The sequence below is a fragment of the Anaerobacillus arseniciselenatis genome, from assembly GCF_001865995.1.
GTDB classification, from domain to species: domain Bacteria; phylum Bacillota; class Bacilli; order Bacillales; family Anaerobacillaceae; genus Anaerobacillus; species Anaerobacillus arseniciselenatis.
In genome coordinates this window covers 63728-86214 of sequence record NZ_MLQQ01000010.1, presented here as the reverse complement: position 1 = coordinate 86214, position 22487 = coordinate 63728, and the positions used below count along the sequence as shown (strand labels likewise).

Annotated in this window: 23 protein-coding genes; 19 read left to right on the top strand and 4 right to left on the bottom strand. The window is 36.8% G+C overall.

Translation table 11 applies throughout. The features are described from left to right. The first annotated feature begins 381 nt into the window (after window positions 1-381). Together BKP35_RS07660 and BKP35_RS07655 are read left to right on the top strand one after the other, a co-directional pair. Window positions 382-1089 (top strand): response regulator transcription factor, encoded by a 708-nt coding sequence (locus BKP35_RS07660; protein WP_071312765.1) that lies wholly within the window; start codon window positions 382-384, stop codon window positions 1087-1089. Next, window positions 1089-2522 carry a sensor histidine kinase gene (locus BKP35_RS07655; protein ID WP_071312764.1) on the top strand — a complete coding sequence of 478 codons (1434 nt, stop codon included), beginning with the start codon at window positions 1089-1091 and terminating at the stop codon, window positions 2520-2522. The genes BKP35_RS07660 and BKP35_RS07655 overlap by 1 nt, the downstream gene beginning before the upstream one ends. A gap of 503 nt (window positions 2523-3025) precedes the next feature. Here the strand turns inward: BKP35_RS07655 and BKP35_RS07650 are convergent. Continuing rightward, on the bottom strand, window positions 3026-4579 hold the full coding sequence (locus tag BKP35_RS07650; protein ID WP_071312763.1) for a BCCT family transporter: 1554 nt from the start codon (window positions 4577-4579) through the stop codon (window positions 3026-3028). Between the two features lie 422 nt (window positions 4580-5001). On the opposite strand from BKP35_RS07650, the gene BKP35_RS07645 reads away from it, so the two are divergent. From BKP35_RS07645 to BKP35_RS07635, 3 genes are read left to right on the top strand one after another with little or no spacing between them, the layout of a single operon-like run. Further along, complete coding sequence (locus BKP35_RS07645; protein WP_071312762.1) at window positions 5002-5544, top strand: GbsR/MarR family transcriptional regulator; 543 nt, start codon at window positions 5002-5004, stop codon at window positions 5542-5544. Window positions 5545-5555: 11 nt separating this feature from the next. Further along, window positions 5556-6215 carry a cysteine hydrolase family protein gene (locus BKP35_RS07640; RefSeq protein WP_071312761.1) on the top strand — a complete coding sequence of 220 codons (660 nt, stop codon included), beginning with the start codon at window positions 5556-5558 and terminating at the stop codon, window positions 6213-6215. 31 nt (window positions 6216-6246) lie between these two features. Continuing rightward, window positions 6247-7164: a glycine betaine ABC transporter substrate-binding protein gene (locus BKP35_RS07635; protein ID WP_071312760.1), complete on the top strand. Its 918-nt coding sequence runs from the start codon at window positions 6247-6249 to the stop codon at window positions 7162-7164. A gap of 161 nt (window positions 7165-7325) precedes the next feature. Here BKP35_RS07635 and BKP35_RS07630 read toward each other — a convergent pair whose 3' ends face one another. The 3 genes from BKP35_RS07630 to BKP35_RS07620 form a co-directional block, all read right to left on the bottom strand. Next, on the bottom strand, window positions 7326-7511 hold the full coding sequence (locus BKP35_RS07630; RefSeq protein ID WP_071312759.1) for a hypothetical protein: 186 nt from the start codon (window positions 7509-7511) through the stop codon (window positions 7326-7328). A 381-nt stretch (window positions 7512-7892) separates the two neighbouring features. Then, the gene (locus BKP35_RS07625; protein WP_071312758.1) at window positions 7893-8087 is read right to left on the bottom strand and encodes an alpha/beta-type small acid-soluble spore protein; all 195 of its coding nucleotides are present in this window, start codon (window positions 8085-8087) and stop codon (window positions 7893-7895) included. A 56-nt stretch (window positions 8088-8143) separates the two neighbouring features. After that, window positions 8144-8338: an alpha/beta-type small acid-soluble spore protein gene (locus tag BKP35_RS07620; protein WP_139192823.1), complete on the bottom strand. Its 195-nt coding sequence runs from the start codon at window positions 8336-8338 to the stop codon at window positions 8144-8146. Window positions 8339-8737: 399 nt separating this feature from the next. Between BKP35_RS07620 and BKP35_RS07615 the strand changes: the two genes are divergently transcribed. The 14 genes from BKP35_RS07615 (at window position 8738) to BKP35_RS07550 (ending at window position 22486) form a co-directional block, all read left to right on the top strand. Next, the gene (locus tag BKP35_RS07615) at window positions 8738-10000 is read left to right on the top strand and encodes a GntP family permease (RefSeq protein ID WP_071312756.1); all 1263 of its coding nucleotides are present in this window, start codon (window positions 8738-8740) and stop codon (window positions 9998-10000) included. Window positions 10001-10107: 107 nt separating this feature from the next. Beyond that, window positions 10108-10497 (top strand): thiol-disulfide oxidoreductase DCC family protein, encoded by a 390-nt coding sequence (locus BKP35_RS07610; RefSeq protein ID WP_139192820.1) that lies wholly within the window; start codon window positions 10108-10110, stop codon window positions 10495-10497. Between the two features lie 82 nt (window positions 10498-10579). Continuing rightward, window positions 10580-11146: a TetR/AcrR family transcriptional regulator gene (locus BKP35_RS07605; protein WP_071312754.1), complete on the top strand. Its 567-nt coding sequence runs from the start codon at window positions 10580-10582 to the stop codon at window positions 11144-11146. 188 nt (window positions 11147-11334) lie between these two features. Further along, window positions 11335-12261: an alpha/beta hydrolase gene (locus tag BKP35_RS07600; RefSeq protein WP_071312753.1), complete on the top strand. Its 927-nt coding sequence runs from the start codon at window positions 11335-11337 to the stop codon at window positions 12259-12261. A 123-nt stretch (window positions 12262-12384) separates the two neighbouring features. Beyond that, on the top strand, window positions 12385-13443 hold the full coding sequence (gene rlmN, locus BKP35_RS07595) for a dual-specificity RNA methyltransferase RlmN (protein WP_071312752.1): 1059 nt from the start codon (window positions 12385-12387) through the stop codon (window positions 13441-13443). A 175-nt stretch (window positions 13444-13618) separates the two neighbouring features. After that, window positions 13619-14683 (top strand): Delta(5) desaturase DesA, encoded by a 1065-nt coding sequence (gene desA / locus BKP35_RS07590; protein ID WP_071312751.1) that lies wholly within the window; start codon window positions 13619-13621, stop codon window positions 14681-14683. Between the two features lie 119 nt (window positions 14684-14802). Continuing rightward, complete coding sequence (locus BKP35_RS07585; RefSeq protein ID WP_071312750.1) at window positions 14803-15936, top strand: sensor histidine kinase; 1134 nt, start codon at window positions 14803-14805, stop codon at window positions 15934-15936. Between the two features lie 3 nt (window positions 15937-15939). Beyond that, entirely contained in the window at window positions 15940-16539 is a 600-nt protein-coding gene (locus tag BKP35_RS07580) for a response regulator transcription factor (protein ID WP_071312749.1), read from the top strand. Window positions 16540-16869: 330 nt separating this feature from the next. Continuing rightward, entirely contained in the window at window positions 16870-17598 is a 729-nt protein-coding gene (gene pxpB, locus BKP35_RS07575) for a 5-oxoprolinase subunit PxpB (protein WP_071312748.1), read from the top strand. 15 nt (window positions 17599-17613) lie between these two features. Beyond that, a complete protein-coding gene (locus tag BKP35_RS07570) occupies window positions 17614-18387 on the top strand; it encodes a LamB/YcsF family protein (protein ID WP_071312747.1) in 774 nt (257 codons plus the stop codon). Further along, complete coding sequence (locus BKP35_RS07565) at window positions 18384-19364, top strand: 5-oxoprolinase subunit C family protein (protein WP_071312746.1); 981 nt, start codon at window positions 18384-18386, stop codon at window positions 19362-19364. Before BKP35_RS07570 ends, BKP35_RS07565 begins: the two co-directional genes overlap by 4 nt. A 352-nt stretch (window positions 19365-19716) precedes the next feature. Next, the gene (locus BKP35_RS07560) at window positions 19717-20766 is read left to right on the top strand and encodes an ammonia-forming cytochrome c nitrite reductase subunit c552 (protein ID WP_071312745.1); all 1050 of its coding nucleotides are present in this window, start codon (window positions 19717-19719) and stop codon (window positions 20764-20766) included. A 602-nt stretch (window positions 20767-21368) separates the two neighbouring features. After that, window positions 21369-21836, top strand: a complete 468-nt coding sequence (locus tag BKP35_RS07555) for a NapC/NirT family cytochrome c (RefSeq protein WP_071312744.1) — start codon at window positions 21369-21371, stop codon at window positions 21834-21836. Window positions 21837-22345: 509 nt separating this feature from the next. Next, a complete protein-coding gene (locus tag BKP35_RS07550; protein WP_071312743.1) occupies window positions 22346-22486 on the top strand; it encodes a sporulation histidine kinase inhibitor Sda in 141 nt (46 codons plus the stop codon). The last annotated feature ends 1 nt before the right edge of the window (window position 22487 follow it).

Genomic DNA, 22487 nt, shown 5'->3' with positions numbered 1-22487 from the left:
CTACAACACCACTAAAATAATACCTCTAGTTAAGTTAAAGTATCTCAACTAGAGGTAGTCAATTTGGCAAGTATACCTCGATTATAAAATTTAACCATTTATTTGATAAATGACTGATTTCTTACTTTTGATGAAGTGGGGAGTCAGTCTTTTTTTAAAAGATAAGAAAGTTAATGAATTTCATAATTTAATATTTTCGCCAATAGGCGGGCGCCTTACGCTCTTCTTATTACTCCAGTTCTAATTTGCTCCTACTGTAGTGTTGAATTTCTTCCCCCCTCAAAAACTATCGTTTCCCCCCTTAAAAAAGCATCTTTGTTTCGTATAGATCTATTATGGATGAACCTTTTATAACGATATTGGTGAGAGGAGTTGTAATTGATGCAACGTTTTAAAGTTTTAGTGGTTGATGATGATCCCAATGTTCGTGAGATAATCCGGATTTATTTTAAACAACAACAAATTGATTTAGTAGAAGTAAGTGATAGTTTATTGGCACTTGAAATTGTCGAAAAAGAATTACCTGATATCATCATTTTAGATGTGATGATGCCGAACATGGACGGGTACGAAGTGTGTCGTGAAATAAGAAAAAAGTACGATATCCCGATTATTATGTTAACGGCTAAAACAGAAGAATTTGACCGAGTACTTGGTTTAGAGCTTGGTGCAGATGATTACGTGACAAAACCATTTAGTCCAAGAGAGCTAGTTGCGCGTATAAAAGCGATTTTTAGGCGAATGCAACCAAAAGAACATTCTCAAAGTAAGGAGCCTGCAAGTGGGGCGAACTCGATAATATTTAACAATTTTGAGATTCATATTGATCGCAGAGAAGTCCTCGTTAACGGAGAAAAAGTGATTTTACGCCCAAAAGAGTTTGATTTGTTAGTACATCTAGCGAAATCCACAGGTAATGTATTTACGAGAGATCAATTGTTAGAACAAGTATGGGGATATGATTTTATTGGAGATATTCGCACAGTGGATGTGCATATTAAAAAGCTAAGGCAAAAGCTTCATATTTTACAAAAAGAATGTATTCAAACCGTTTGGGGCGTAGGTTACAAATTTGAGGTAGATGCATAATGCTTGGGATAAATAAAAGTATTTTTCGCAGACTTATTGTAAGTTATTTACTAACTATTTTAGTGGGGATCGGCATTGTCGGCATCCTCATGTTTTATTTTACGAATAACTATATTTATAATGCGAAGCAAGAAGAGTTGGTTAGAAAAGGTCGGACAGTCAACACAAATATACAAGATATAAATGCGATTGATGAAGAAATGCAATCGATATTAGAATTTCATGATCGTTCTTTTGATGCGAGAATTTGGGTTTTTAACGAACAAGGTGAAATTATCGCGACATCGACACAAGATGAAGTCTCGATTGGAAAATCAGTGGCGTCGTCGATCGTAGAAAGAGTATTAAAAGGCGAAAATGCCGTCAATCGACTAGAATTTGAAGGCTTATCAGAACCGATGCTTTCTGTTGTCGTTCCGTGGGGAAAGAAAGAACAAGTTTATGGTGGTATCGTTCTTCATTCCCCGATGAGAGGAATCAACGATTATATTAGGAAAATAAGAGAAACAATCCTTTGGGCAACCTTGTTTGGGATTCTTTTTTCTACAATAATGGTTTCGTATCTTTCGTGGACGATATCGCGACCGTTGCAACAAATTGATCGTGCTGCCTCGCGAATGGGCATGGGGAATTATGTTGAAAGAATTAATTTGAAATCTGAAGATGAAATTGGAGATCTTGCCAATACGATTAATACGATGGCTGAAAAATTAGAAAAAATCGATATTGAACGAAAAAGACTAGATAATATCCGTAGTGATTTTTTAGCGAATATTTCTCATGAGCTAAGAACGCCATTAACGAGTATGCAAGGCTTTTTAGAAGCACTTCAAGACGGTCTAATCGAGGAAGAAGGCCGAAAGCGCTATTATGATGTGATGTATTATGAAACCATTCATATGAATCGTTTAGTTGATGACTTAATGGATTTAATTAAACTAGAAAATGACGAAATTACTCTTTCAAAATATCCAATTAATCCGACAGCAATTTTAGAAAAGGCTAAATTCAAGTTTGCCAAAGAAGCTTTAGAAAAAAATGTTGAAGTGAAATTAATTTTAAAGCAGCCACTCCCTAAAGTGAATAGTGATGCTGTCCGCTTTGAACAGATCATTAACAATCTATTAAAAAACGCCGTGAAGTTTACAGAAGAAGGAGAAATATCGATTACCGCTGAAGAAGACGGATCGTTTCTTTTACTTACTATTCGAGATACAGGGATTGGGATTTCAGATATCGACCAAGAGATGATTTGGGAGCGATTTTACAAAGTAGATCGCGGAAGGTCGAGGAAAAATAAAGGAACAGGGCTAGGGTTAGCGATTGTAAAAAAATTAGTCGAGCTACATGACGGAAAAATTACCGTCGAAAGCGAGATCGGAAAAGGAGCAACTTTTAAAGTATGGCTTCCTTCCGTGGATGAGAAAATGTAAATATTAATTCAATAGTCATGGTCATGCGTGCCCTTTTGGTGAGTGTGACGCTATGTTCGGGCGCGGGAGACTGTGCAGTAGAAATGCACCCTTTCTAACACTGGATTACTCTTCTCTTGTTCTGAACAGAGAAGAGTAATCAGTCGGGTGTTATGATTACTCTTCTCGTATTTTGAGCTAAGAAGAGAAATCATTTGGGCGTTAATACATGTATTGATACGCGGATTTTACAGATGCTGTAATTTTGGTGCATCAATGCTTGTTTTCATGCGTATGTTTTACATATACTGTAAAGCGCGCACGTCAAACCGTGTTTTGTTACGTGTATTTTAGGGATAATGCGATTCCAGTGCACGTCAACAGTTGTTACTACTGCACACTCCCCCCATAATAAACATCCCCCCCAACTGTGAAGTATCGAGATATTTTTTTACACACTTTAGGGGTTATTTCATTACATATAAAAAAGTAGAGTGGACATCCACTCTACTTTAGTAGGAATTCTAACTTGCTTTTTTAAAAGTTTGTTGTTCTTGCTCTTTTACGATGTTTTGTTCGATCGCTAATGTACGAGCTACTTTAGGTGCTAACCAAATCATTGGTAGTAAGATGAAAGAGACAGGAACAGCTGTTACGACAATAAATGATTGTAATGCTCCGATACTTCCTTCTCCAATTGATAATAAGATGATCGCTACAGCGCCCATGACAACAGCCCAAAAGACACGAAGGCTACTTGAAGGATTTTCACTACCGGTAATAGCCATTGAAATCGTATATGACATCGAATCACTAGTAGTGGCAACGAAGACGATTGTTACGAGTAAGAACGCTGCTGCCATTAGTGTCCCCATTGGTAGCTGTTGCGTAATCGCAATCATTGCTGCGGGCATCCCGCCACTGTTTAATGCATCTGAAACAGAACCAGGGTTAAGTAATTCGTAGAAAATTCCTGAACCACCAACGACTGTAAACCAGAAATTAGTGACAATTGGAGCGATAATCGCAACTGCAAGGAATAATTCACGTAATGTACGCCCACGGGAAATTCGACTAATGAAAATAGCCATCATCGGACCGTAACCAATAAACCAACCCCAAAAGAACACTGTCCAAAATCCGAGCCATTCCGTGTCCCCACGATAAAGACTAATTTCTAAGAAACTGTGAACATAAGTCCCCATCGTTCCAAGGAAAGTATCGACGATAAAAGCACCAGGACCAAGAATTAAAATAACAACAATGAGAATGAACGTAAAAATAATATTAAAACGACTTAATAATTGTATTCCTTTATGAACACCAGTGACTGCTGAAATCGAAGCAATCGTAATAAGGCCGACAATAATGAGTAACTGTGTAAGGAAAACATTTGGAAGTCCAAAAAGACTTTCGAAACCGTACGCCGCTTGTAAGCCAAGAAAACCAATCGGTCCAATCGTTCCTGCAGCAACGGCAATCACAGAAAATGAGTCTACCATTGTTCCTAAAACGCTTTTTTCCTTAATTTTTTCACCAAAGATAGGGTAAAGAAGGGTACGAGGTTTCAACGGCATCCCTCTATGATAATGACCGTACATCATGACAACAGCACTTAGCGTACCTAAAATTGCCCAAGCAAGAAACCCCCAATCCATGAATGACTGAGACATAGCGGGTACGATTGCGCTAGTTGTGCCAGCATCTACACCATCAAACATAGGCGGAACCGACAAGAAGTGGTACATTGGCTCTGCCGCAGCCCAGAAAACGCCGCCACCGGCTAGCAATGTACACATGATGATCGAGATCCATTTGAATGTACTCATTTCTGGAGATTTTTTATTTCCTAATTGAATTTTTCCGTATTTGGAGATCGCTAACCCAATCGCGACTATAAACGTTACAAGCATTAGTACTTGCCAAAAAGCTCCGAAGTATTGAACAGAAAAACCAAATGATGTATTAACTAAATGACTTACAAAATCTGCATTAATTAATGAAGTTAATACAAATAAGACTAAAAGCCCTCCACTAATTAATAAGACAGGCCAATCAATTTTACTATTTTGAAACACAAAAATCCTCCTACATATTCTCACTTGAGAAACTAATTTTTTCGCTAAAAAACACGAAAGTTTATAATACCACATTGTATCCTTAACTAAAATATTTAAATTAGGTGTTTTATAGCTTCGTGCCCCCGTGTCAATAGCTGTATATATATCAACTCAAGAATAATAGAAATTAAGCCAGATTGCAGTCAAATAGTCGATAATATAAAAAGAAGTTGAACGCCTCGTCCAAGTAAAAATGAAATTTGACTTCTTTGAATTGAAATTAATATATATAATTTAAAAAGAACAAAACGTTTAATTTTTATTGTACAAATTAAACAAAGTGAATGAATTGAACGAATTGTTTTTGTCGATAAAAATTACCTGCAAGATGGTGGCGGTAAATCGTCATGGTGGTTTTGTATTGAAAGGCGGTGAAGAAAATGCAAGAGGATTTAGAAAAGGTTGAAGAAGCGCGTGATGTAATGATCAGCGCAATTGCACAAACGATGGTCATTTATGGTGTTACTCCTTCAGTTGGAAGAATATACGGTGTTCTATACTTTGCCGAAGAGCCGATGTCATTAGATGATATTAAAGATCAAGTAGCGATGAGTAAAGCTAGCGTAAGTAATAGTATGAGGGAATTATTAGAAACGGAAATGGTCATAAAAGTTTGGAAAAAAGGTGACCGCAAAGATCATTATATTGCTGAGAAAGATTTTTTGAAAAACTTCATTAATTTTTTCGTGAAAAAACTTCGTCAAGAAAGAAGTTTAATCATGAAAGCTAATGAGCAAGCAAAACCGGTATTAGAAGACATTTCGACAAACTCTACAGATGAAAGTGCTCGTATTGCTGCTAAACAAGATTTAGAAAACCTCAACAACTCTATTTCTTATTTTGATTGGACGATGCGCCTAGCAAACGACTTAGAAAATGGAGAAATTTTTAAATACTATCCAAAACAGAAAAAAGAAAAATAGGTGGTGCCAACATGGATATAAATAAAACAGCGTTAGTTTTAATAGATGTTCAGAAAGAAAGCTCTTTTGGTATTGAAGGAGTAAATGAAGCAGTAAAAAATGCAAAAGACCTTATCGAAAAATGTCGTAGCTTAAACATTCCAATTATTTATACAAGGCATCTCAATCGGGCCGATCAAGTTGGCTTATCAAACGGTGAGCCGCTTAAAGAAGATGACACGCCAATCTACTATTCTACTAATACGGAAAATATCGATATTATCGAGGATATTGCCCCTCATAAAGAAGATATTGTGCTCGATAAATATCGTTGGAGCAGCTTTTATGAAACGAGCTTACATACGGTGTTGCAAGGATTAGGAGTTAAACATGTCATTATTGGTGGTTTTGTAACAGATGGCTGTTTAATGACTACAGTGTTTGACGGATATTTTCGCAATTACCAACTCAACTTAGTTAAAGATATTTGTGGTGCGACAAACGAAGGAGCACATATGGCCTCGATCTTAATTATGGCCAATTGGGTGTATGACTTAAATATTTATAACAGTAGCGAGTTAATTAAAAAATTGGATAACAAAGAACATCATGTTTGGAGTTCACCGTGTCCAGATTCGTTACAGTTTACCCCGGAGAATATGAGAGAAGTGTTTAAAAAACTAGATAAATAGATAACTAACACAAAGGGATAGGTGAAATAAAATGAAGAAAACTTTACTATTTTTATTAATTAGTTTACTAGTAGCAGTAGTTGCGGCTTGTGGAGCTGAAGAACAAGAAGCTCAAGAAGAAACTAATACTACACAAGTTGCATCAGAAGTAGAAACAAATGTTGAAGAAGATAAGACAATTACATTTGGACTAACAACGTGGACGAGTACAGAAGCACCTACAGAAATTGCTAAAATCATTTTAGAAGAAGCAGGTTATGAAGTGGATTTCGTAACTGTAGATCAGCCAGTTATATTTACAGGAATTGTCGAACAAGAAATCGACTTTTTCATGGATGCGTGGTTACCGCATACTGAAGCTAACTTATGGGCGAAATATGAAGATGATTTACAGAAAGTAGCGACAAGTTATGAAGAAGTTCCACTTGGATGGGTTGTTCCTAGTTACGTAGAAGAAGACTATATTGAGGATCTTATTGGACAAGCGGATAAATTTGATAACCGCGTCGTAACTATTGCACCTGGAGCTGGTATCGTTGCCCTTTCTCAAGAAGTTATGGAAGACTATAAATTAAATGAAGAATATCAACTTTTAACATCAAGTGAAGTAGCAATGATTGCCGAGTTAGAAAATAAAATTTCTAGTGAAGAACCAGTGATTATTACGGGTTGGAGACCTCACTCTATGTTTGCTCAATATGACTTGAAGTTTTTAGAGGATACGAGAGGCCATTTTGAACTAGATAATGTTTACGTTATTTCTTATCAAGGTCTTGAGGACATTAAGCCAGCAGCTTACAACATCATGTCAAATTGGAGCATTGAAGTTTCTGATTTAGAAGAAATGATGCTTGCTTATGAACAAGATGGTACTTCTTTTGAAGTGTTAGCGGAGCAATGGGTCGAAGAGAATCGCGACAAAGTAGATGCAATGCTTGAAAATAAATAAGGTAGTAACCTGTATGTAAAATGGCAGCCTAACACTTGTTGGGCTGCTTTTGTTTAATGCTGTGAAAGAATTGGACTGTTGTTCGGGTTTCAAAAAGGGCGATTGCGCAATGAGGAAATGTATTTTCGAACATTTTTTACAAAAAGTAGGCCGTGGATACTTTACACTCCTTGGCGCTTCCGTTGGTTGTTGATCTTCTTTGTTTGTTGACTTTTCATCGTCTGGTTTGTGTTGCTCCATTTATTCTTTTTATTAGTAGTTTGTTTTTCTTTTTTGCTAGCTAATTGTTGCTTTATTGCTTCTTGTAATGATACTTTTTTCTTTTCATTTTCAGTTGTATTTGACATTTGGTTTTGCTCCTTCAAGTTATCTTAATTTCATTAAAGCTAAAGTTGAGTGTATCATTTATTTTTCGTTGAAGATAGTTATTTTTATACAAAACCCTCATGGAGGCATATCTGCAGCCACCATCTGCCGCCATCTAACGTGAAAAATCGATCGAGGGTGATCCGAGCAACTAGCCACTAACCAACAAACCAATTTTCATACAAAAGGGGCTGTCCCAAAACAAAGTATCAGACATCGATAGGGAATTAATATAGAGGCATAATAAATTTTTACGTCTATATTAAGTAGTTCTATATGGTGTCAGACACTTATGGGACAACCCCTGGAAATGTCAATTTTTATTTATATCAATGAATAATGTGGAGGTTAGGAATTGGTTGTTATTTTAATTGTCCTTCAGCCATTTGTACTAAACGCTTTGTGATTTCTCCACCTACAGAGCCGTTAGCACGAGATGTTGCATCAGCACCAAGTTGAACACCAAATTCTTGTGCAATTTCATACTTCATTTGGTCAAGAGCTTGCTCAACTCCTGGTACAACTAATTGATTGTTGTTTGAGTTGTTGTTAGCCATTTTGTACGACCTCCTTCAATATGTTGTGATTTATTGTTGTACTGTGATTTAGGAAATTACTTCAATTGCCCTTCAGCCATTTGTACTAAACGCTTTGTAATTTCTCCACCTACAGAACCGTTTGCACGAGATGTTGCGTCAGCACCAAGTTGTACGCCAAACTCCTGTGCAATTTCATACTTCATTTGGTCAAGAGCTTGCTCAACTCCTGGTACAACTAATTGATTGTTGCGTGAGTTGTTATTAGCCATCATGTTCGACCTCCTTTCGTATGTTGTGGGCTTAGTTATGTGAGACACAGTGGAAAATATGCAAGATTTTATTGTTTTTTTGTGGTAAATATTAGTTGATTTATTGAGGGGAGAAGATAGAGGCTTAAGAAGGACAAAAGCGGCTGAACCATAAGGGTTTGAAACGAAGTAAAAGCTTACCGAATGTAAACGTATAAATAGAGGTTTTTCATCAATCAATATTTATAATTTTTAGATAATTTAGTATAATAAAGATATAGTTCGATGAACTACATATTTTATCACTTTAATTAAAGGTTTTAAGTTATTATAAAAAAAGACTGCTTTTCGGGCAGTCTTTGCTACTTTTTCTAAGAAAACTGATTCGGAAACATTAATAATTTAGCGGTGGTGAAATAAATGGATATAGAAGTTAGTAGTTTCGGAACACTTCTCGGACTTATCGTTACAGTTGCATTAATATTAAAGAAGGTTAATCCAGCGTATGCGATGATGTTCGGAGCGCTAACAGGGGGAATAGTTGGTGGGCTTTCATTAATGGAATCTGTGCAAGTGATGGTTCATGGTGCAGAAGGGATGACAGGGGTTGTACTACGCGTGTTAGCTGCGGGTGTGCTTGCAGGGGTTTTAATCGAATCCGGAGCAGCAAAGCGTATTGCAGAAACAATTTTACATAAACTAGGGGAAACAAAAGCGTTACTAGCGATCACAGGTGCAACAATGATTTTAACAGGAGTTGGAGTATTTATCGGAGTTGCGATTCTTACTGTTGCTCCCATAGCATTATCGATCGCTAAACGTGCCAATATATCAAAGTTTGCTATTTTACTAGCGGTTTCCGGTGGTGGTAAAGCAGGAAATATCATTTCACCCAATCCAAATGCAATCGCTGTTGCTGAGGCGTTTAAAGTCCCATTAACTTCAGTGATGGTAGCGGGAGTTTTGCCGGCAATTGGTGGAGTCGTGATTACTTACTTTATAGCCAAAAGATTAGTGAATCGAGGAAGTCTTGTTACTGAACGAGATTTGCCAGAACCTTTCATGAATGAAAAGCTGCCCTCTTTAGCAGCGGCTTTAAGTGGCCCAGCCATTGCGATTATGTTATTGCTTTTTCAACCAATATTCGGTATTGTTATTGACCCACTTATTGCACTACCAATTGGTGGTATTGCTGGAGCGCTAATCATGCGAAAAGGAAATCAACTCAACATGTTCATTACATCAGGGATAACGAAGATGTCGGCAATTGCAATTCTACTTCTCGGAACAGGTACTTTAGCAGGAGTTATTGCGCATTCTGCGCTAATATCAGTTATCTTAGAATCTATTGATTCGTTAGGAATTCAGCCTTATTGGATTGCTCCAATAGCAGGGGTTACAATGTCAGCAGCAACCGGTTCTACGGCTGCGGCATCAGCAGTTGCCGGAAATGTTTTTGCACCGACAATTATTGATTTAGGCGTGAATGCTTTAGCGGGAGCGGCAATGGTTCATGCAGGAGCCACTGTTCTCGATCACTTACCACACGGTACCTTTTTTCACATTACGCGTGGGAGTGTTAATATGGAGTTAAAGGAGCGTTTCAAACTATTACCTTATGAAACGGTGATCGGTCTTGGAATTGTTGTTTTATCAACGTTGATCTTTGGGGTGTTGTTGTAGTGAACTACTCACCCTTCACACGCTTGAAGAGAGAGGCTTCTTTCGGAAAAATGTTAAAGGGTGTTTTGAAGTACTAAGCTTCAGTAATGACGAGTGGTGGTGGGACTTTGAATAACATTGTTTTATTTGATGGTGAGTGTAATTTTTGTGACCGAAGTGTTCATTTTATTATTAAAAGAGATAAAAAAGCCCTCTATAAGTTCGCTTCTATACAAAGTAGCGCCGGCCAAAACATAATTAAGAAATATGGTGTTCCTACCAATGTAGATAGTTTAGTTGTTGTTGAGACGGAACGATTCTACCTTAAATCAACAGCGGCTTTAAAGATTTGTAAAAATTTAGATGGTGTCTGGAAACTATTTTATAGCTTACTAATTGTGCCTCGACCTTTGCGAGACTTTATTTATGAGTTTATAGCGAGGAACAGATACAAATGGTTCGGGAAGAAAGATAAATGTATGGTACCTTCCGCTGAAATTAGGAAGAGATTTTTATAAACATTATAAGCCTATTGCAAAGTATAATTTCCTAAATTATACTTTTAATTAACCGGTGGTCAATTGGGAGGAGCGAGACAAAATGTCACCTCGTAAACGAGCGAGTGAAGAGTTAACAAAAGAAATGATTATAAAAGAGGCGCGATCACAATTTGAGAAAACTGATTTTCAAACTGTTTCAATGCGTAACATTGCAAAAAATTTAGGCTGCAGTCATGGTGCAATTTACTATCATTTTAAAAATAAAGCAGACCTATTTTATACGATTATTGAACAGTATTTTTCGAAATTAAATTTGCTAATAGATGAGGTTGTCGAAGGATCAGAAGCCGATGAAAACAAACTTCAACAAGTTTTTTTCAAATTTATTGAATTTGGCTTAAATCACCAAAGTCAATATGAGCTTATGTTTATGCTAAGAAATAAAGAAGTCGATGCGCTAGCACAAAAAGCTGCAAATGAAAGCTATCAAAAGTTTGCTAACACAGTACACAGTTTATCAGCTCAAAAGCTTTCAGTTGCTGAAGTTTGGTCGATATTTTTAGCTTTGCACGGTTTTGTTTCCTACTATCGAGGTTTTGTAGATCGTTTTGAAGATGCAAAAGCTGCGGCAGAAGTGCATGTGAATTTTATTTTAAAGAAAATGTAGAGGTTGTCTGATGTCATTTTCAAATATCCTCCTTAATTCTTTTTAAAAATTGCTGATGTATTTAACAGAATAACCCGGTTGTTTTGTGTGGTGAAAAATTATGTGAAAAATTTTGGGATCCCTTTACATCGAATCATGAAGGATTAACAGAAACAGTGGATTAAAACTGAAGGAGGGTTAGTGTCTCAATGAAACGAAAGCGTATATTAATTTATAAAATTGTTGCAGCTATTTTCCTTTTATCAATCGTCATTACATTTATTGTTAATACAGTTATTGCGAACGATGTAATTTCAGAGATGTCAGATGTAAGAGTAGAAATAAATGATGCGACATTAGATGATTTTCATCTATTAGGTGAACAAATCAACGTTTTGACTAAAGACGATCTTAACATTAATGCCTACGTCGTTCCAAACGAAAATTCTATAGGGAATATCGTTCTTCTTCATGGGATGCATGGGATGGATGCCACTTCTCTTTTTGATTATGCAAAATTTGTTTATGATCTCGGTTTTACAGCAATTAGTGTAGATATGCGTGCACATGGGAAAAGTGAAGGAAAGCAATTATCGTTTGGTTATCAAGAAGTAAATGATGTGCTTGCAGTGATCAAATTTTTAAAAGAGGACGAAAGATTTAATAATCAATCAGTTATTTTATACGGAATATCAATGGGAGCAAGCACGGCAATTAACACAGCAGCTGTTTCTGAAGAAGTTAACGGAATTATTGCAGTTAGTCCGTTTTTATCAATTCAGAATCAGGTCTCTGACTATATGTTACGAGATGGCTTTCCGAAAGCGTTTGTTAACTTGTTTCAACCTTCAGTAAATCTTGTTTTGTCACAAAAGTTCGGCGTCAGCCCTGTTAAAGAAAGCCCAAAGACTAATGTTACCAACTTAAATGACATTCCGCTACTTATCATTCATAGTAAAGACGATGCACAAACTGCTCTTTACCAAGCAGAAATTTTATATGATTTAGCAAGTACTAATCAAAAAGAAATCTGGATTGTTGATGGTGATGAGCACCTCATCGTTGAAGATGTATTAAATGAAGAAAGTGAGTTTTATCGCGAAAGAATTAGAGAGTTTCTATATGAAATTCATTAATTAAATAGTAGCAATAAAGAGCGCAATGTACTTTTACATTTGGCGCTCTTTTCTTAATAACTTGTCACAATACCCTCTTTTCAGTAAAATTAAGAATGACTTTTACTGAAAAGAGGGTAACTTATGAATAAAGAGTCCATTTATGGATTGACGTTTGATAAATTAACATCATGGTTGAGTGCTCATGGACATAAGAAAGGTCGCGCACTCAAAGTATGGGAGTCTCTTTACAAAGAAAGAGCCACGGACTTTTCTGAAATTCTTGATATAAATAAAAATTGTGTGCAATTATTAGAAGACCATTTTACGACGACAACGTTAAGTGATCATATTAAGCAGGAAGCTAGTGATGGAACGGTGAAGTTTTTATTTAAGCTAGCAGATGGCAATTTGATTGAAACCGTATTAATGAGGTATCAGCACGGGATCTCGGTTTGTGTCACCACCCAAGTGGGCTGTAACATCGGCTGTAGTTTTTGCGCAAGTGGTTTATTAACAAAAAGTCGTGATTTAAGCAGTGCCGAAATCGTCGAACAGATTGTCAAAGTTCAGCAATACCTCGATCAAGTCGGTAAAGGTGAGACAGTGACGAACATTGTCGTGATGGGAATTGGTGAGCCTTTTGATAACTTTGATAATATGATTGACTTTCTTCGTATTGTCACTGATCAAAAAGGCCTGGCAATTGGGGCAACACGCATCACTGTTTCGACGAGCGGGATTGTTGATAAAATCTATGACTTTGCTAACACCGATTTAAGAGTGCACTTAGCAATTTCATTGCACGCGCCTAACGATGAATTGCGAACGAAAATAATGAAAATCAACCGTGCTTTCCCTATAAAAACATTAATGGATGCGGTTGATTACTATATTAAAAAAACAAATAAGCGTATCATGTTTGAATATATTTTATTAAAAGGCGTCAACGATCAAAAGGAACATGCAGAGCAACTGGCCGATCTTCTAATTGATAGAGCAAAATATGCCGGAGTCAATCTAATCCCTTATAATCCAGTTGACGAGCATGATCAATACCAACGAAGCGTACACGAAGATGTGTTAGTTTTTTATGATATATTGAAAAAAAGAGGAATTAATTGCGGCATTCGCCAAGAGCACGGAACCGATATCGATGCTGCTTGCGGTCAATTAAGAAGTAAACAAATGAAGGAAGACTAAATGGGAAGCGTAGCGGGTGACCTCGTTATGCTTTTTTTGTATGAACCTACATGACATTTGTCATAGCTCGGACTTGACGTTTATGTCTTATAAACGTCAAGTTTATTTTCTATAATTAACATAGTGAGAATGTTGTTCAATTCTCGAAAGCGTCTAATTAAGGGGGAATTGCATCATGAGTGCATTGAAAATTAAGAATTTAAAAAAGGATGTTGCGCCATTTGAAAAAACGGATACGAAGGCGAGTATCATCCAAATCATAAATACATTAGGTCCTTTACTATTATTATGGTATTTAGCTTACGCCAGTCTTTCTATCTCTTACTGGCTTACCGTACCACTGATCGTTATCACAGCAGGGTTCGTCGTACGGACTTTCATTTTATTTCATGACTGTTGTCATCAATCTTTTTTCAAGAGTCGTACAGCTAACGATATATTTGGGACAATTTTAGGGGTATTAACGCTCGTACCGTATCAACAATGGAAAAATACGCACAATGTCCATCATGCAACGAGCGGTAATCTCGATAAACGTGGAACAGGAGACATGTGGCTTCTTACGGTTGAAGAATATGTTGCGCTACCTTTTTGGCGTCGTATTGCCTATCGTGTGTATCGTAATCCGCTCATTATGCTCGGTGTCGGACCGATCGCTGTGTTCCTCATTGAATATCGATTTAATCGAAAAGGGGCAAAGCCGAAAGAACGTATTAATACGTATGTAACAAATGTAGCGATTGTCGCTTTATATGCGTTATTAATCTCGTTTATTGGCTGGCAAGCATTTGTGTTGATCCAAGGACCAATCTTTTTCTTATCAGGCTTACTAGGTATTTGGTTGTTTTACGTCCAGCACCAGTTTGAACACTCTTATTTTGAACATGAAAATGAGTGGAGTTATGTACAGGCGGCTGTTGAGGGAAGTTCTTATTATCAGCTACCAAAACCGTTACAGTGGCTAACTGGTAACATCGGCTTTCATCATGTTCACCATTTGAGCCCAAGAGTCCCAAACTATCATTTAGAAAAAGCGCATAACGAAACCGAGCCCCTTCAAAAAGCAACAACGGTTACGCTCCGAACAAGCTTAAAATCACTACGCTACCGCCTTTGGGACGAGGAAAATAAAACGTTTATTAGTTTTAAAGAATTAAAAGGTTATAATAGTACCACAATTGAACGTATCGGTGAGCAGTGTAATGATAATGAAATTGAACTTGCGAGGAAAATCAACTAAGCGATATACTACTAAATAAGTGTGAGAAATTAGTATAGGGATGATGACAAATTTCATCACACCAAACCGAATCACCACCATTCATAAAAAAATATTTAGCAAAAAGGAGGAGATAGAAGATGACTAAATTAAGACAAAAATTTCGTGAACACACGGGGCTTAGCCCTTACGTTTGGATTGTCTTCTATATCCTTCCTTTTTACTTTATTTTTCAAACATCAGCCACGGCACATACAGTATTCGGTATCGTAATGGTTGTCGGGTTCTTCATATGCTACGTGCTTTCCTTTATTTCTAAAGGGTGGCTTGTCTATTTTTGGACGAGTATTCAAATTGCGATTTCAACAGCAATGAGTTTGAAATTTGGCTACATTTACTTTTTTCTCTTTTTAGCATTTTTTATCGGGAACTTAAAAAATCGAACGGCCTTTATTATTTTATATATTATCTTACTTATCACGACACTTTCGTCGATTTATGTTGGCTTTGTAACGGTACATAATCGTGTTTTAGTCACACAACTACCGTTTGTTGTACTTAGTTTGATGGCGGTTATTCTATTGCCCGTTAGCACTTATAATAAAAATAAAGAAGGCGTCCTTCAAGGACAATTAGAGGATGCTAATAAACGAATTTCTGAGCTTGTTAAGCTAGAAGAGCGCCAACGAATTTCTCGTGATTTACATGATACACTTGGACAAAAGCTTTCATTAATTGGCTTGAAGAGCGACTTAGCAAGTAAACTAGTTCATAAAAATCCAAATCTCGCCCGCCAAGAAATTAAGGATGTTCAAAAAACAGCCCGGATTGCCCTAAAAGAAGTTCGGGAAATGGTGACGGAAATGCGTGGTACAAAATTAGAAGACGAAATATATCGAGTAAAGCAAATTTTAAATGCAGCTAAAATAAATTTTGTTTTAGAAGAAAGTCCGAAGGCGTCTAATATTTCATTAATTGTTGAGAACGTCGTCAGTATGTGTATTAAAGAAGCAATAAATAATGTTGTAAAACATAGTCAAGCTACTTCTTGTTCGCTAATTATCGAGCAGTCAACGACAGAGTTTCTTGTTAAAGTTATCGATAACGGAATCGGTATCTCGCGTCCTCATAATGACTTGAGTGGGAATGGACTCCAAGGAATGAAGGAACGACTTGAATTTGTGAATGGATCTTTAGAAGTTATTTCTAAGCAAGGAACAACGTTAGTAATTAAAGTTCCAATTGCATCAAAACAAACGGAAAAGGAGGGATGATCGATGATTAAAATTGTCATTGCTGAAGATCAAAAAATGTTATTAGGAGCACTTGCTTCTTTGCTTGATTTAGAGGATGATATGTCGGTTGTCGGCAAAGCAAATAATGGGACAGATGCAGTAAAACTTGTCAATGAGTATCAACCAGATATTTGTATCATGGATATTGAAATGCCAGGATTAAGCGGTCTTGATGCCGCTGAACAATTAAAAGATTCAGGTTGCAAAGTTATTATTTTAACGACATTTGCCCGCTCTGGGTATTTCGCTAGAGCTGTTAAAGCAGGTGTTCGTGGTTATATGTTAAAAGATAGCCCGAGCGAAGAGTTAGCAAGTGCGATCCGAAAAGTGATGGAAGGACGCCGCATCTATGCTTCAGAGTTAGTTGACGAAGTTTATAATGAAGAAAACCCATTAACCGAACGTGAAAGTGAAGTGCTTGCCTTAATGTCTGAAGGTAAAAGTACTAAAGATATCGCAGGGCAGCTTTTCATCACGACAGGCACTGTTCGCAATTACGTCTCCTCCATTTTAGACAAACTCGATGTAAGTAATCGGATCGAAGCGATTACCCGGTTCAAGGAGAAGGGTTGGTTTAAATAAAGGGTTTACGCTGTTATTTTTCCTGAAATGGGATGTTTAATAAGTGTTGAAAAGCGGTCCATTTTGTATGGAGCGCTTTTTTGTTATAGGTTGGACAACGATAATGTTAGAATTGGACAACAAATTTATGGAAGTCGACAGCAAAAAGTCGAAATTGGACAACAAAATATTTCAATTGGACAACAAATCGTTCAAACGGGATAGCAATCTGAATAAAATAGTTAAGTTGGTCTATTCGAGCATCGCACACCTGTGTGTCTTTTATTACAAATATTGATATAATAAAAATATAATGTTCGGAATACTTTGCTTATAAGGGAGTGAATAAAGTTGTTGGAGTTAAAATACTCTCCCCTTGGGGATGCAGCGGTTCGTGTTTCATTTGGAGATTCGATTTCAACAGAAGTGAATCGTCAGATTCGTAGTTTTTGTGAAGTGTTAAAAACTGCCGCACCTAAAGGCGTCATTGAATGGACACCTAGTTATACAGCAGTTACAGTGTTTTATGAACCGTTAGAAACAACTTATCACCACTTAGTGTCAAACCTTCAAAATCTTTTTAGGAAACTTGAGGCGTTTCCCACTTCAAAAACGAGGTGTGTTACCGTTCCCGTTTGTTATGGTGGTAAATTCGGCCCCGATCTCATCAATGTTGCCTCACACAACAATTTGACACAAGAAGAAGTAATCGAAATTCATTCAAAAGCAAAATACATGATTCACATGCTCGGTTTTACCCCCGGCTTTCCGTACATGGGTGGCATGCCTAAAGTAATTAGCACACCGCGATTGGCGGTTCCTCGTTCATCAGTGCCAGTAGGTTCTGTCGGTATCGCTGGTGAGCAGACTGGAATTTATTCTTTATCTACCCCTGGTGGTTGGCAAATTATCGGGCGTACCCCATTAGTTTTATACGATAGTAATCGGACCACACCTTCTTTATTTGAGGCTGGCGATTATGTTCAATTTTGTCCCATAGAAAAAAAAGAATACGAAGAAATAGCTAGCTTAATAGAAAAACAGGCTTACAGATTAGAATATGAGCTTATAGAAGATTAAGAGAGGTGGGTCAATATGCTAACGGTTGATTTAAACTGTGATTTAGGAGAAAGTTTTGGCCATTATAAGCTTGGTCAAGATGAACAGGTATTAGACTTGATTACGTCAGCTAACATTGCTTGTGGGTACCATGCTGGCGACCACAATGTTATGTCGAACACCGTTCAATTAGCTGTCGAGAAAAATGTGGCAATAGGTGCGCACCCAGGTTTTAACGATCTTTTCGGTTTTGGGCGTAGAAACATAGATACAAGTCCGCGAGATATTTATAATTCTGTCGTTTATCAAGTGAATGCGTTAAGTGGATTTTGTAAGATACACCGAGTGAACATGCAGCACGTAAAGCCACATGGAGCTCTATTTAATATTGCATCAGTAAAAAAAGAGGTGGCGGAAGCGATCGCTGAAGCAGTTTATGATACGAATCCGAGTTTAATTTTATATGGATTATCTGGAAGTGAGTTAATTGTTGCCGGTGAAAAAATAGGGTTAAACGTAGCTAATGAAGTTTTTGCTGACCGTACATATCAACCTAACGGGACGTTAACATCTAGAAAAGATCCAAATGCAATGATTAAGGATGTCGATGAAGCGATTGAGCGAGTTACTCAAATCGTTAGCAAAGGAGAAACGACCGCTGTTGACGGAACGATTATACCGCTAAAAGCAGACACAGTATGTATACACGGAGATGAGCCAAGTGCCTTAATATTTGTTCAAAAACTTCGTTTAGCACTTCTTGATGAAGGTGTTATCCTTCAAAGTGTTGGGAATACAAGAAAGTCATGAAAACAGCCATTTTTCATGTGAAAAAATCAGGGCTGCTGACAACAATTCAAGACGTTGGGCGTGTCGGCTATCAACAATATGGGATAGTCGTTTCTGGAGCGATGGATAATTTTGCTCACCGAATTGGAAACCTACTCGTTGGCAACGATCCAACAGCGGCAACATTAGAAGTAACGATGATGGGCCCTGAGATTCGAGTACTTGATGATACTGTTATTGCAATTACTGGTGCTGATTTATCGGCGACGATTGACGGTAGAGCAGTAAGGCCTTGGAGGTCAATATATGCGAAGAAAGGTCAAACATTAGCGTTTGGACAACCAAAGCATGGTGTCCGAGCGTATATTGCCGTTGCTGGTGGAATAAATTGTAACGAAGTTTTAGGAAGTAAGGCGACATATTTAAAAGCGAATATGGGTGGTATCGACGGCCGGGAAATACGAAAAGGCGATATTCTTTCTTGTGGTGAAATGAATGCTTCTCATAAAAAGCTCAGTGGACGAGTACTATCACCAGAAATCATCCCAAACTATACTAGCGGTAAGCCTTTCCGAGTCATTGTCGGACCTGATCATCATGCTTTTACTGAAAAAGGTTTAACGACATTTTTCAATGAGTGGTATGCAATCACAAGAGAAGTTGATCGTATGGGATGCCGACTCTCTGGAACTGTAATTGAACATCGAGAAGAAGCTGACATTCTCTCAGATGCAATAACCGTTGGCACAATTCAAGTGCCTGCTAGTGGCCAACCAATTGTTTTATTAGCGGACCGCCAAACTTCAGGTGGCTATACACGCATAGGTACAGTGATTACCACAGACATTCCACGACTCGTTCAACAAATGCCAGGGACAAAAATTTCTTTTGAAAAAATTTCGGTTGAGAAAGCGCAACAATTGTATAGAAGACAAGAAAAAAACATGAAGCTATTAAAAATAGCTACGAATACTAAATTATCAAAAAGTCTACTCTAGTTGGGCTTTTTGCTTTTTTTGTACTATCAATAATGTTTAGTAGATGAGGGGAGAGCTATTATAAGACTAAGGAACACGTTTAATGTTTAGTGGTATGCACGTTAAATGGTGCATAGTCCACAATTAAGTAACTAACCCACATTTTTTACACAATGTAATTTGGAGTAAAGAATAAAAAAACTTATTTATCCTTATTAAATAAGGTTGTTCAAAAAAATATTTGTACAATTTGTGAAAAAGTGTGATTTATTATGAAAAAAATAGTATAGTAGTTTTATAAATAAATTAAAGAAATTTTATACGGTTTTTATAAAATATGAATATTGGTAGTGTAAAAGAGGAGGAAGAAAAAATGAAGAAATTTTGGTCAATTGCAGTAATTTTAATAGTAGCGCTTTTTCTAACAGCGTGTAGTGAAACCACTACGACTGAAGCACCACAAGAAAATAATAATGCTTCAACATCTTTAGGTACAAATTTAACGACTCCAGAGGATATTAGTAGTATAGCTGTGATAGAGGCAATTAGTGCTGAATGGGCATTAACAGGGCACGCAAGTACAGATGGTCCTCTTAATTCAGCTGGTACAAGAGACGGTTGTCAACCTTGTCACTCTGGAAATGGTTTTTTACAACACTTATCTGACAACCCTTATACGCCACAAGCTGACGAAGAAGCAGGTGAAGAAGTTGAATTACCTATGACAATGGATTGCGCTACATGTCATACTGGTGCCGGTCAAGAAATGTTATTAACTGGGGTGACAGAAGGGTATGTACCGTTTGTAGATGGTGCGTATGAAGCGGGGAAAGAAACAGCACTTTGTATTTCGTGTCATAACGGTCGAAGAGATACAGTAGATATGTATGAGCAGTGGGCTTCTGGTGAAGGGCAACCAACAGATTACCCACACTATGATGCTGGTGCGTTATATTCTGGTATGGGAGGAATAGAGTATCCTGATGTAGAATACGCAAACTCTGTTGGTCACCAACTACTTGGATGTGTTGGCTGCCACATGCCAGAAACAGAAGAAGGGTATGTTTCACATAACTTTTCTATGGATATAGCAGACATTGAAGCTAGTTGTGGTTCATGTCACTCGAATACTTCTGATTTTTCAGTGGGTGGAAATCTCCAAGCTGAACTTGATGAGTTACTAGAAGAATTACACGATGCAGCAGTAGCGGCTGTAGATGGCGCTGCAGCAATCGGTATGTCTAGACTAACATTCCCGTTTGTTGATGCTGCTGGGGAGCCTGTTGATATTGAAAAGGTAAGTAAAGAAGCATTTGTTGCTGCTTATAACTATTATCTTGTATATAGCGACAAGAGTGGTGGAGCGCATAATCCGAAATATGCTAAGTCTCTATTACAAGAATCATTATGGAAGCTTCAATAATTTATTAATAGAGTGAATTTCATAATTACCAAAAATGAGGCACATTAAACAATATATAGTTTGCGAATGGTTTTGACGCAACTATATATTGATCGTAGTGGCGAAAATAATGAATTATGAAATTCATTGAATAATATAGTTTTTATTAAAAGGAGCTTAAGCGTTAGGTTAGGCTCCTTTTATATTTAGATGTGTTTCAGGATAGCGCTTTACATCGAGCTGGGTGAACTCAGTCACAACTTTTATAGTATAGTATATAAAAATATCACACATTTAACGTATTTTTACCACATTTTTGTTTCGTATTTATAGAGGCGATTATTTAGTTTTTTTATTATTAGGCTATTAAATCCTAGTTTTGTTAGCGGGTGCTAAAATAAAATGTGTCTATAAAGTGAAAAATATTGAGTTATTGTGTAAAAAATAGTATAGTAATCTCATAGAGAATAATGTTAAAAAAAGAAAAATACACAAAACATATCAATCCTCTATTTAACCAATTTGTAAATAAAAAATTAAAAATGGTACTAACTTTAGAGGATTTCAGCAACGAGAAAAACATAATCATAAAAAAACATCCCAAACAAAGAAGGTGACTAGAAATGTTTAAAAAGATCAATAAGAAATTATCATTAATTATTTTAGGAAGTATATTTGTTGGTATCGTATTAGCCGTTGTAACAAATCAAGGTGTTAAAGCTACATCATCTGATGGCTTTTGCTTAAGTTGTCATGATGCACCAGAGTTTGTAGAACAATTTGAGGCTAGGTCGCACGCTGAAGTTTCTTGTATAGACTGTCATACTAAAGGCTTGGTTCAAGATAAGGTAGAAGGTACTAAGAAAGCTTTTTCTACACTTGCAGGTCAAATTGACCCAAACAATTATGACGAATTAGTTTCTAAGGGAGTATCGGACGATAAGTGTTTATCTTGCCATAATTTAGATAATGACAATCGTAGTGATGCATTCTTGAGTGGTCATGCAATTTATGCAGAGAACAACCTTTCTTGTACAGATTGTCATGATGGACCGTCCATACATGGTTACCTTAGAGATTACTCAAATTAATCTTTAAAGCAACAAATTAACTAACGTTGGACAGTTGAAAAGGCACTTAAGAATAATAGAATACATGAATATTAAAGGAGCTTATCTCATGGATAAGCTCTTTTTTTCTGTGAAAAAACTTTTTCATTCTGGAATGTGAGCGATGGCTAAGGAGGTGTTTTTTGTTTGTAAAATTTGATTAGGTAATTAGTTAATATAAATACATAGTCTTTGACAATGTGTATCGGAAAATCACATACTATTTTAAGTCGCTTAGTCAGGGCTTTTATTTTGTTGTAGGGGAAAGTCTGTATTTAAGGCTTGTAGCATTGATGAGATATAAAAAAGCTAGTATAGTTAAGTTGTAGAGTGATTGTGGTAAAAAATGAAACAATGGTGGTTGTGAATACTCACTATACACAAAATATGGTGAGTCAGTTATAAAATATCAAAATTCACTAAATGTATTAAAAGAATGTTATAAATACCAACGATTTTAAGGAGGTTGAACTGCATACAGCAGAGACATGATGAAAGACTTTTCTAATGACTTAGTAATTCAAACATATTATAAAGCTATTGAATTAAATCTTAGTGCGGACTTCATTAATTTAATTAAAGAAGAAATTGAGAGAAGGTCGTTGCTAGATTATATAAGAAAAACATCTTAGT